Origin of the sequence: Corallococcus sp. AB049A (assembly GCF_003668885.1) — a bacterium.
In the GTDB taxonomy this organism is placed as follows: domain Bacteria; phylum Myxococcota; class Myxococcia; order Myxococcales; family Myxococcaceae; genus Corallococcus; species Corallococcus interemptor.
This window is the reverse complement of sequence record NZ_RAWL01000051.1, coordinates 18,892-30,782: the sequence shown is the minus strand read 5'-3', so window position 1 is coordinate 30,782 and position 11,891 is coordinate 18,892. Positions and strand designations below refer to the sequence as shown.

9 protein-coding genes are annotated in these 11,891 nt (G+C 69.7%); all 9 read left to right on the top strand.

Annotation, left to right across the window (positions count from 1 at the left end; translation table 11 throughout):
- On the top strand, window positions 1-628 hold a 628-nt coding region (locus tag D7X55_RS08280), incomplete at its 5' end, for a glycoside hydrolase family 16 protein (RefSeq protein WP_147470052.1).
- The gene (locus tag D7X55_RS08275; RefSeq protein WP_121722731.1) at window positions 625-2,268 is read left to right on the top strand and encodes an ABC transporter substrate-binding protein; all 1,644 of its coding nucleotides are present in this window, start codon (window positions 625-627) and stop codon (window positions 2,266-2,268) included. The genes D7X55_RS08280 and D7X55_RS08275, both read left to right, overlap by 4 nt.
- A gap of 2 nt (window positions 2,269-2,270) precedes the next feature.
- Window positions 2,271-3,254, top strand: coding sequence for an ABC transporter permease (locus D7X55_RS08270; protein WP_120548920.1), 984 nt, complete (start codon window positions 2,271-2,273; stop codon window positions 3,252-3,254).
- Window positions 3,247-5,013, top strand: coding sequence for a dipeptide/oligopeptide/nickel ABC transporter permease/ATP-binding protein (locus D7X55_RS08265; protein WP_121722730.1), 1,767 nt, complete (start codon window positions 3,247-3,249; stop codon window positions 5,011-5,013). The genes D7X55_RS08270 and D7X55_RS08265 overlap by 8 nt, the downstream gene beginning before the upstream one ends.
- Window positions 5,010-6,005 (top strand): ABC transporter ATP-binding protein, encoded by a 996-nt coding sequence (locus D7X55_RS08260; RefSeq protein ID WP_120548922.1) that lies wholly within the window; start codon window positions 5,010-5,012, stop codon window positions 6,003-6,005. Before D7X55_RS08265 ends, D7X55_RS08260 begins: the two co-directional genes overlap by 4 nt.
- Complete coding sequence (locus D7X55_RS08255; RefSeq protein WP_121722729.1) at window positions 5,986-7,356, top strand: GH1 family beta-glucosidase; 1,371 nt, start codon at window positions 5,986-5,988, stop codon at window positions 7,354-7,356. The genes D7X55_RS08260 and D7X55_RS08255 overlap by 20 nt, the downstream gene beginning before the upstream one ends.
- Entirely contained in the window at window positions 7,353-10,577 is a 3,225-nt protein-coding gene (locus D7X55_RS08250; RefSeq protein WP_121722728.1) for a glycoside hydrolase family 2 TIM barrel-domain containing protein, read from the top strand. The genes D7X55_RS08255 and D7X55_RS08250 overlap by 4 nt, the downstream gene beginning before the upstream one ends.
- A gap of 13 nt (window positions 10,578-10,590) precedes the next feature.
- The gene (locus D7X55_RS08245) at window positions 10,591-11,145 is read left to right on the top strand and encodes a hypothetical protein (protein ID WP_199746901.1); all 555 of its coding nucleotides are present in this window, start codon (window positions 10,591-10,593) and stop codon (window positions 11,143-11,145) included.
- Entirely contained in the window at window positions 11,142-11,816 is a 675-nt protein-coding gene (locus D7X55_RS08240; RefSeq protein WP_120548926.1) for a hypothetical protein, read from the top strand. Before D7X55_RS08245 ends, D7X55_RS08240 begins: the two co-directional genes overlap by 4 nt.
- Window positions 11,817-11,891 lie beyond the last annotated feature (75 nt).

The following is an 11,891-nucleotide window of genomic DNA, read 5'->3' as shown; positions in this document are numbered from 1 at the left end:
GTACGAATACAACACCGCGCGGGCGGAGAACGCGCAGCTGGACGGTGAAGGCCACCTGGCCATCATCGCGCGCAAGGAGCGCTACGGCGGCAATGACTACACGTCCGCGCGCCTGACGACGAAGAACCGCTACAGCAAGGCCTACGGCCGCGTGGAGGCGCGCATCAAGCTGCCCACGGGCCGGGGAATCTGGCCGGCGTTCTGGCTGCTGGGCGCGGACGTGGACTCCGTCGGCTGGCCCGCGTGCGGCGAGATCGACATCATGGAGCACAAGGGGCAGATCCCCTCCGTCGTCAGCAGCGCGGTGCACGGGCCGGGCTACTCGGGTGGCGGGAACATCGGCCGGCAGCACGCCGTCTCCGGTCCGCCGCTCGCGGAGGACTTCCACCTCTACGCGGTGGAGTGGGAGCCGGAGCTGCTGCGCTTCATCGTCGACGACACGGTCTTCTTCGAGGTCACCCCGAAGAGCCTGCCCGCCGGCCGGAAGTGGGTCTACGACCATCCCCACTTCATCATCCTGAACGTCGCCGTGGGCGGTTCGTTCGTGGGGCCGCCGGACTCCAAGACGGTGTTCCCGCAGACGATGAAGGTGGACTACGTGCGCGTCTACGAAAGGGCCGCGCAGTGAGGTTCGCCCGCGCGCTGCTGCCACTGGCGTTGCTGGTGGCGTGCTCGTCCGAGCCGCGCCCCCGGCCGCCGGGCGTGCTGTTCGTCTCCGTGGAACAGCAGAGCGCGTGGGTGCGCAACTTCAACCCGCTGTTCGCGGGCGCCGGTGCGCGCTGGCCCACCCGGGCCGGTGTGTACGAGTGCATGGAGATCTTCAGCTCCGCGCAGGGCAGGTGGGTGCCATGGCTCGCCACCGGCCATGCGTGGTCGGAGGACCAGCTCACGCTGCGCTTCCACCTGCGCGATGGCGTCCGCTGGTCCGACGGCAAGCCCTTCACCGCGGACGACGTCGTCTTCACCTTCCACCTGCTCAAGCAGCACGCGGCGCTGGACGCGGGCGGCGTGTGGCGCTTCCTCACGGACGTGAAGGCGGAAACCCAGGGCACCGTCGCCTTCACCTTCTCGCGCGTGTACCTGCCGGGCTTCAGCGACCTGGCGCACCAGATCATCGTCCCCCAGCACGTCTGGAAGGACATCGCGGACCCGGTGACGTTCACCAACCCGGAGCCGGTGGCCACCGGGCCCTTCACCCAGGTGACGCTGTTCCGCAACCAGGTCTACGAGCTGGGGCGCAATCCGCACTACTGGCAGCCCGGCAAGCCCGCGGTGTCCGCGCTGCGCTTCCTCGCGTTCCCCACCAACGACCAGGCCAACATGGCGCTGGTGGAGGGGGAGGTGGACTGGGCGGGCAACTTCGTGCCGGCGGTGGACCGCACCTTCGTGTCGCGCGACCCCGCGCACCACGCGCGCTGGTTCCCGCTCTACGGCAGCACCGTCTTCCTGTACCCCAACACCACGCGCCCGCCGCTGGACGACGTGCGCGTGCGCAAGGCGCTGAGCATGGCGCTGGACCGCGACCGGCTGGTGGAGGTGGCCATGTATGGCTACACCCGCCCCGCGGACGCCACCGCGCTCAACGACGCGTACACCGGCTGGAAGGACGCGGACGTCGCGAAGGACGCGTGGACGCGCTACGACCTGGACGCGGCCAACAAGCTCCTGGACGAGGCGGGCCTCACGCGCGGCGCGGACGGCCTGCGGCGGCTGAAGGACGGGCAGCCCTTCACGATGGACCTGGAGGTCGTGAGCGGGTGGTCGGACTGGGTGCGGGCAGGGCAGGTGGTGGGCCGCGACCTGCGCAAGCTGGGCATCGGCGTGACGCTCAAGACGTACGAGTTCGGCACCTGGTTCACGCGCCTGCAGAAGGGTGAGTTCCAGCTGGCCATCTCCTGGTCGCTGGACGGCCCCACGCCGTACAACTTCTACAAGTGGCTCCTGTCGCCGCGCACGGTGCGGCCGGTGGGGGAAGTGGCCGCGGCCAACTGGCACCGCATGGGCGATTCTCAGGCGGATGAACTGCTCATGCGCTTCGAGCGCGCCGGCACGCCGGAGGAGCAGCACGCGCTGATGTCCCAGGTGCAGCAGCGCTTCTCCGCCGTGGCGCCCGCGATTCCCCTGTTCCCCAACCCGTCCTGGGGCGAGTCCAACTCCTCGCGCTTCACGGGCTTCCCCACCGAGCAGAACCCGTACGCGCGGCTCGCGCCGCACGCGGAGCCCGACAGCCTGCTGGTGCTGACGGAGCTGTCCCCGAGGGAGCGCTGACCATGGGCCGCTACATCCTCCGGCGACTGGGCTTCTACCTCATCGCCGCGTGGGCCTCGCTCACGCTCAACTTCGTGATTCCGCGCCTGGCGCCCGGCGATCCGGCGGCGGCCATGTTCGCGCGCTTCGAGGGCAAGGTGGCGCCGGAGGCCATGGGCGCGCTGAAGGCCGCCTTCGGCTTCACGGACGCGCCGCTGTATGCCCAGTACCTCACCTACCTGAAGCACCTGGTGCAGGGCGACCTGGGCATGTCCTACGCCTACTTCCCCGCGCGCGTGTCGGAAGTGATTGGCACGGGCCTGATGTGGACGGTGGGGCTGGCGGGCGTGGCGGTCATCATCAGCTTCGTCGCCGGGTCGTTCCTGGGCGTGCTGGCCGCGTGGAACCGGGGCGGGTGGCTGGACTCGGGGCTGGCGCCGGCGCTCGCGTTCCTGGGGGCCTTCCCGTACTTCTGGCTGGCCATGCTGGCGCTGTACCTCTTCGGCTTCGTGCTGGGGTGGTTCCCGCTGCGCCACGCGTACGGGCACGACATGGAGCCCGGGCTGTCGTTCGCGTTCGCCGCGGACGTCGCCCGTCACGCGGTGCTGCCCGCGTCCTCCATCGTGGTGGCCACGCTGGGCGGGTGGATGCTGGGCATGCGCAACACGATGGTGGCCACGCTGGGCACGGACTCCATCCGGCTGGCGCACGCGCGCGGCCTGCCGCCCCGGCAGGTGATGCTGCGCTACGCGGCACGCAACGCGCTGCTGCCCAACGTCACCAGCTTCGGCATGGCGGTGGGCTTCGTGCTGTCCGGTTCGCTGCTCACGGAGATCGTCTTCTCCTATCCGGGCACGGGCTACCTGCTCATCCTCGCCGTGCGCAACCAGGACTACCCGCTGATGCAGGGCCTGTTCCTGGTCATCACCCTGGCGGTGCTCGCGGCGAACTTCGCCGTGGACCTCCTCTGCCTCTGGCTGGACCCGAGGACCCGCGCCCATGCGTGACTTCCTGCGAAGGCTCTCCCGCCACCGGAAGGCGGCGGTGGGCGGCAGCCTGCTCTTGTTCTTCCTCCTGCTGGCGGTGGTGGGGCCCTTCTTCGTGATGGACCCCATGGAGCTCGTCGGCCGGCCGCACCAGCCGCCCAACGCGGCGCACTGGTTCGGCACCACGGGCCAGGGACAGGACGTGCTCGCGCAGACGGTGGTGGGCTCGCGTCAGACGCTGGCGGTGGGCTTCGCGGTGGGCGCGCTCGTGACGCTGATTGGCGCGCTGGTGGGCATCACCGCGGGCTACCTGGGCCGCCGCGTGGATGACGTGCTTTCGCTCACCACCAACGTGTTCCTGGTGATTCCCGGCATGCCGCTGGCCATCGTGCTGGGCGCGTACCTGCCGTCCGGACCGCTGCGCATGGTGGCGGTGCTCACCGTCGCGGGCTGGGCCTGGAACGCGCGCGTGTTCCGCGCGGAGTCGCTGGCCCTGCGCGGGCGCGACTTCGTGTCCGCGGCGGTGGTGACGGGGGAGAGCCATTCGCGCATCGTGTCGCGGGAGCTGCTGCCCAACATGGCGGCGCTGGTGGGCTCGTCGTTCATTGGAAACACGCTCTACGCCGTGGGCGCGCAGGTGGGCCTGGAGTTCCTGGGCCTGGGCGACGTGAGCGTGGTGACGTGGGGCACCAACCTCTACTGGGCCGGCAACGACGCGGCGCTGCTCACGCGCTCCTGGTGGATCTTCGTCCCCACGGGTCTGTGCATCGCGCTGGTGGGCTTCGCGCTCACGCTGCTCAGCTCCGCCATCGACGAGCTGGCCAACCCCGCGCTGCGCGTGCACAAGCCGGCGGCGCTGCCCGCGAGCACCGCGCCTCGCGCGCAGCTGGAGAAGCCGGTGCCGGGCGTGCTCCTGCGCGTGCAGGACCTGTGCATCGACTACGCGACGGAGAAGGGTGCCCACCGCGTGGTGGACGCGGTGTCCTTCGACGTGGCGCCCGGCGAGGTGTTCGGCCTCGCGGGTGAGTCCGGCAGCGGCAAGTCCACCATCGGCTCCGCGCTGCTGGGCCTGCTGCCTGCCTCCGCGCGCGTGTCGCAGGGGCGCATCCTCTTCAACGGCATGGACGTCGCCGCGCTGGAGGGCCCGGCCCTGCGCGCGTTCCGCTGGCGCCAGGTGTCCATGGTGTTCCAGAGCGCCATGAGCGCGCTCAACCCGGTGCTCACGCTGGGCGAGCAGTTCCACGACACGCTCGCGGCGCACGGCCGCGTGTCGCGCGCCGCGTCCTATGCCCGCGCGCGGGAGCTGCTGGGCATGGTGGGCCTGTCTCCGGACCTGGTGACGGCGTGGCCGCACCAGCTCTCCGGCGGCATGCGGCAGCGCGTGGGCATCGCGCTGGCGCTGGCCCTGGAGCCCCGGCTGGTCATCATGGACGAGCCCACCACGGCGCTGGACGTCGTGGTCCAGAAGGAACTGCTCCAGCGCATGGTGGAGCTCCAGCAGCGGCTGGGCTTCGCCATGCTCTTCATCACGCATGACCTGCCGTTGCTGCTCGCGCTGTCGGACCGCGTGGGCGTGCTCCAGGGCGGCAAGCTGGTGGAGGTGGACACGTCCGCGAACCTGCGCGCCGGCGCCCGCCACCCGTACACGCAGCTCCTGCTGTCTTCGTTCCCGCACCTGTCCGCGAAGGACGCCGCGCCGCCGCAGGTGCAACAGGCGCCGGAGCTGTCCGTGTCGCGGCCGTCCACGCGCGTCGCCGCCATCCCCGGAGGTCACCGATGAGCGCGCCCCTCCTGGAGGCCGAAGGGCTCACCCGCAGCTACCTGGCGGGCGGCTTCTTCTCCCGCGAGCGCAAGCCCATCCTCAAGGGCGTGTCCTTCTCCCTCCAGCCAGGGGAGATCGTCGCGCTGGTGGGCGAGTCCGGCAGCGGCAAGTCCACGCTGGCGCGCCTGCTGGCCCGGCTGGACATGCCGGACTCCGGCCGGCTGCGGCTCGCCGGGCGCGACGTGCTGGCGGACGGTGGCGCGCAGGCGTCGCTGGACTACCGCGGCCGCGTGCAGATGGTGTTCCAGGATCCGTTCGCGTCCCTCAACCCCGTGCACACGGTGGCGTACCACCTGGAGCGGCCGCTCGTGCGGCATGGACGCGTGCCGAAGTCCGGCCTGCGCACGCGGGTGCTGTCACTGCTGGAGTCCGTGGGCCTGACGCCGGCGGAGGCCTTCGCGAAGCGCTACCCGCATGAGCTGTCCGGTGGCCAGCGCCAGCGCGTGGCGGTGGCGCGCGCCCTGGCGGTGGAGCCGCAGGTCATCATCGCGGACGAGCCCACGTCCATGCTGGACGTGTCCACGCGCAAGGGCGTGCTGCAGCTGCTTCGCGGCCTCACGCAGGAGCGCGGCATTGGCATCCTGTTCATCACCCACGACCTGGCGAGCGCGCGCCACCTGGCCGACCGCATCCTCGTGCTCTACGCGGGCACGGTGGTGGAGGCGGGCAGGGCGGATGAAGTGCTGCGCCAGCCGCGCCACCCGTACACGAAGCTGCTCTTGTCCGCGGTGCCGGACGGAGACGACTTCCTCCAGGCCGCGCTGCCGGTGCGTCCGACGACGCAGGCGCCGCCGCTCGTGGGCTGTCCCTTCGCCCCGCGCTGCCCGGTGTCCGAGCCGCGCTGCTCCACCCTCACTCCTCCCGACGTCCTCCCGGCCGCGAATCACCTCGTCCGCTGCCACCTTGAAGTTCCGAAAGGAGTTACCGCCGATGCGTCAGTTTCCTCCTGACTTCCTCTGGGGCGTGGCCACCTCCGCGTATCAGATTGAAGGGGCCACCCGCGCGGACGGCCGTGGCGAGTCCATCTGGGACCGCTTCGCCGCCACCCCGGGGAAGATCCAAGACAAGTCCGACGGCTCGGTGGCCTGTGAGCACTACCGCCGCTGGCCGGAGGACATCGAGCTGATGCGCTGGATGGGGCTGAAGTCCTACCGCTTCTCCATCGCGTGGCCGCGCATCCTCCCGGACGGCCGGGGCCGGGTGAACGCCCCGGGCGTGGACTTCTACTCGCGCCTGGTGGACTCGCTGCTGGGCGCGGGCATCGAGCCCTTCGTCACGCTCTACCACTGGGACCTGCCGCAGGTGCTGGAGGACCAGGGCGGCTGGCCCGCGCGCGCCACCGGTGATGCCTTCGTGGAGTACGCGGACGTCATCAGCCGCGCCCTGGGTGACCGCGTGAAGCGGTGGATCACCCACAACGAGCCCTGGTGCATCAGCTACCTGGGCTACGGCAACGGCGAGCACGCGCCGGGCCACAAGGACTGGAACAAGATGCTGGCCGCGGCGCACACGCTGATGGTGTCGCACGGCAACGCGGTGAAGGTGCTGCGCGCCAACGTGCGGGACGCGGAGGTGGGCATCACCCTCAACCTCACGCCCGGCGAGCCCGCGTCGCCCAGCCCCGAGGACGCGGACGCCACGCGCGACTTCGACGGCGGCTTCAACCGCTGGTTCCTGGAGCCGCTCTACGGCCGGGGCTACCCGAAGGACGTGATTGAAGACCACGTGAAGGCGGGCCGCATCGCGTCCCCGCACCTGGACTTCATCCAGCCCGGCGACCTGGAGACCATCGCCACGCCCACCGACTTCCTGGGCGTGAACTTCTATTCGCGTGCCGTCCTGCGCAGCAACCGCATCCCGGAGGAGAAGAACGCGCCGCGCACCGTGTTCGTGCGCCCGGACAAGACGGACATGGACTGGGAGGTGTGCCCGGCCTCGCTCACGCGCCTGCTGGTTCATCTGGAATCGGAGTACCAGCCCGGCCCCATCTACATCACGGAGAACGGCTGCGCGTACTCCACCTCCCCCAGCGCGGACGGCCGCGTGCACGACGTGCAGCGCGTGGAGTACCTGCGCGGGCACCTGCAGGCGTGCAGTGACGCCATTGGCCAGGGCGTGAAGCTGGCCGGTTACTTCGCGTGGTCGCTGCTGGACAACTTCGAGTGGGCCTACGGGTACACCAAGCGCTTCGGCCTGGTGTGGGTGGACTACGCCACCCAGCAGCGCATCCCGAAGGACAGCGCCCATCTCTATCGCGACGTCGTGGCCCAGAACGGCCTGGACGTGGAGCAGGCCGCTTGAAAAGGCTCTTCCTGACGACGTGTCTGGCGTTGTGCGGCGGCACCCAGGCTTTCGCCCAGGTGTCCGGCGCGGACTCGCCCGTGCCCGAGCAGCCCACTCCGGATCGCCCTCCGTTGATCCACGAGGCCCCGGCCGTCGCGCCCTCGGACGCGAAGCGCACGACGGTGACGCGGATCATCCACGACGAGCGCGGCTTCAAGCTCCAGGTGGACGGCAGGGACTTCCCCGTCCACGGCGTGAACTGGGGCTACACGCCCATCGGTGAGAACTACCGGTACTCGCTCTGGACGCAGCCGGAGGACTTCATCAAGCAGGTGCTGGCCAAGGAGATGGGGATGCTCCGCGACGCGGGCTTCAACGCCATCCGCCAGTTCGACGACATCCCGCCCGTCTGGGTCGAGTACATCTACCGGAACTACGGCATCCACACGCTGCTCAACCCGCTGATGGGGCGCTATGGCCACCCGGTGAACGGGGTCATGGTCGCCAACATCGACTACTCGAACCCCGAGCACCGCAAGGCCATCCTCGACGCGCTGGCGCAGAAGGTGGAGGTCTACCGCGACGTGCCCGGCGTCCTGATGTGGCTGCTGGGCAACGAGAACAACTACGGCCTGCACTGGACGTCGTTCGAAATCGAAGCCCTGCCGGGCCACGAGGACGCCGCGCGCGCGGAGTCGCTGTACTCGCTCTACGGCGAGGCGGCCCGCACGGTGAAGAAGCGGGACACGAACCACCCCGTGTCCATCGCCAACGGCGACCTCCAGTACATCGACCTCATCGCCAGGCACTGCCAGGACCTGGACGTGCTGGGCACGAACGTCTACCGAGGCCCCACCGCGCGCGACCTGTTCGCGGAGGTGAAGGCCAAGCTCAACAAGCCGGTGTTCTTCAGCGAGTTCGGCGCGGACGCCTACGACGCCCGCGCGGGCCGCGAGGACCACGTGGCACAGGCGGAGTACCTGCGCACGCAGTGGGAGCAGATCTACCTGGAGGGCTACGGCCAGGGCCTGTCCGGCACGGCCCTTGGCGGCTTCGTGTTCCAGTGGGTGGACGGCTGGTGGAAGCACGGCCAGGAGTCCAACCTCTCCATCCACGACACCACCGCGACGTGGCCCAACGGCGGCTACGCGGCCGACTTCGTCCCCGGCCAGAACAACATGAACGAGGAGTGGTTCGGCATCGCGGCCCTGGGCCCGCCGGACTCCAATGGCATCAGCGGCATCCAGCCGCGCACGGCCTACTACGTCCTCCAGGCCGTGTTCCGCCTGGACCCGTACGCGCCCACCACGACCCCGGACGCCATCCGCGACTACTTCGCGGGCATCCGTCCGTCCGCGCTCACCAGCGGCTACACGTCGTCGGTGGCGCTGGCGCGCACGGAAGAGTTGAGCGCGGTGCGCGTGTCCAACCTGCGGCTGCTTTTGGACAGCTCGCTGTCGCGCGGGAGCATCGCGACGACGCGGCCCAACCGGAGCGCCGCGGACCACACCGAGTCCATCTTCTTCGATCTGGCGTTGCAGCCGGCCAGCGGCGTGTACGGCCGCGCGTCGTTCAACGTCGTGGGCAACGTGGCGCAGAACCGGCTCAACAACCTGTTCTACGAGAACCGCGGCACGCCCTCCACGCCCGGAGCGGGGCAGGTCCCCGTGGGCCCCGGCGCTCCGGCGCGCGAGCAGTCCCCGCTGGATCGCTTCGCGCTGTACCAGGCGGAGTTCAAGTTCGACCGCTCCGACTTCGCGCTGGAAGGCTACTACCGCACCGGCCACTACCACTGGGGCGAGGAGGGTGACTTCTTCAACCTCTACCGCGAGGCGAACTACGGGCCGAACATCGACATCTACCACGGCAACGCGCCCTTCGGCGTGGTGTTCAGCGGCAAGAAGGCCATCGACGGGCTGAAGATCGCCATCGGGCCGGAGCTGTACTGGGGCGCCAACCCCTCCGTGGTGGCGAAGTACCGCGACAACGTGGGCCCGGTGAACGTGACGCTGGTGCACCAGGAGGACCTGGCCCAGGGCTCGTCGTCGTCCACGGCCTCCGTGGTGCGCGAGCGCATCGCGCGCAGGACGGCGCTCAACTTCCAGTACGCCACCGGCAAGCTGGTGCTGGACGTGGGCGGCCTGCTCGCCGCGCCCCAGCGCATTGGCGAGACGTTCACGTACACGCGCGCCGCTCCCGACGGCGCTCCCAGCTACCTCAACAGTGGCTACGACGTGCTCCAGGACAAGGTGCAGTTCCTGGACACGCTGGGCGCCAAGGCGCGGCTCACCTACGACATGGGGATGGTGCGCTGGCTCTTGCAGTCCTCCATCCGCGGCCTCGTCGCGGACAGCGGGCCGGAGCACGGCAACGTCATCACCGGCTGGAGCCTGCGCGAGAGCGGCCGCGGCAACCACTACGCGGGACAGCTGGGCGCGGCGCTGCAGTTCGGCTCCATCCAGGTGTCGCCCAACGTCCTGTACCAGAAGCCCCTCATCGGGCCGAACCCCACCATCCAGGACACGTACGACCCGGGCTCCGGCATGTACTACGCGGGCGTGAAGCCGCGCAGCGTGCTGGTGGACGCGTTCAGCGTGCTGGACAACCGCGAGACGCTGGGCGGCGAGCTGCTCATCACCTTCGACCCGACACCGGGCACCTGGTTCTGGTCGTGGGACCGCGACATGCGCGAGGACGCGCCGTTCGCCGCGGGCCTGGACATCGTCTACCGGCACCAGCCCACGTCGCGCGACGCGGGCATCGCCATCCTCGCGGACGGCAGCACCATCGCCTTCGGCAGCGCGCCGGTGGCCCGCGACGAATGGGAGACGTCCCTGCGCCTGGTGGGCAACCCCACCCAGCGCCTGCGCCTGTACGGCACGGCCTACGTGGGCAGCCAGCAGTCCTCCGGCGAGGACAGCCGGCAGATCCACCGCTTCGGCCTGGACGGCTCCGCGCTCTACGACACGCTGCTGCTCGCGGCCCAGCTGCGCTTCAACGACTGGGGCCCGTACGACTACCACCGCGTCTTCAACCTCACCTACCCGGTGCAGCTGGGCGGCGATTTGTCCTACGGCCTGAAGAAGCCGGTGCTGGGCGCGGTGACCACGCGCTTCGGCCTGCGCGGGCTGGTGCGGATGCTGAACGAGTACTCCGAAGGCCTCAACGAGCAGGGCATCGCCGACGGCCTGAAGGGTCGCGAGTACGAGGTGGGCGCGTATGCCATCCTTTCTCTCTGAGGGAACACGCATCATGAGGACTGGTTTCCTGCTGGCCGCCGTGGCCGCGCTGTCCGGCTGCTACGACGACCCGACCATCATCTACGGCAAGTCCCTGGACGACATGACCTTCACGGTCACGGACCCGGCCATGGGCATCTACCCGAACACCTCCGTGCTGGAGGATCCGGACAACCCCTTCGCGATGTCGGGGGTGGGCACGGAGACGAAGTGGCAGATCCAGTCCGGCGCGGACCCGGTGGCGGCGTACTACGCGTGGGCCACGGTGCTCGCGAACGGGCCGTACGGTGAGGCGCAGTACTACGTGGCGCTCAACCTGGCGGCCATCTACCAGCGCGGCCTGGCGGACCAGGCCAGCCTCGCCCAGACGCGCGAGATGGCGGTGAAGGCCTACCAGTCCGTGCTCGACAACTTCCCGGACGCGGTGACGTACGACGCGTCCGGCACGGTGGCCTACGAGCTGGTGACGCCCTCGTACAAGGGCGTCGTCGAGCTGGGCGGCACCGTGGCGGGCGGCTGGGTGATGGTGAAGACCTCCAGTGGTGCGGACCGGGCGGTGAGGCCATGAAGAAGCCAGTGTGGGGCTTGTTGCTGCTGCTCGCCGCCTGCCGCCCGGATCCGGGCCCGGCGGACTACAGCGGCCAGGAGCTGCCGGACAACCAGAACCCGGACGGTGGGACGCAGCCCTCGGACCTGCTGCCCGGGCCGTTCCCCTACGAGGCCGGAAAGGCCCGCCTGTCAGTGGGCATCTTCTACGAGACGGGCCGCTCGCAGGCGATCGTCTTCGACGACATCGATTCCAAACTCTACCTCTACGATCAGACCGCCTACGTGGAGTCAGACCCGGAGCACATCGAGGGCAGGTCCGCGGACCGCATTGTCTATAGCGGCCAGGCGTGGCTGGGCCTGGGCGTGCACTGGTTGAAGCAGACGCAAAACTTCGATGCCTGGAAGACGCTCCACGTGAGCATGAAGTCATCCGACCCCGGCTTTGCCAACGTGAAGGTCGGCATGTCCCACGGCATAGGCGTGGGCAAGGAAAAGGGCTTCCAGTTGGCGGTCTCGAAGTACGGCTGGGCCAACGATGGTGAGTGGCACCACCTGGCCATTCCCGTCGCGGACTACGTCGCCGCGGGCCTGAAGCTCAACGACGTCTCGTCGCCGTTCACCTTCGGGACCGAGGGTGGAGCGACCGGTCAGTCCCTCCTGCTCGACAACCTGTACTTCACCGCGGACTAGGCAGGAACGCAGCGCCAGGACGGGTGGGCCGGCTGTCGCCGTGTGACAGCCGGAACGCCCGAGCCTTGTCTTGAG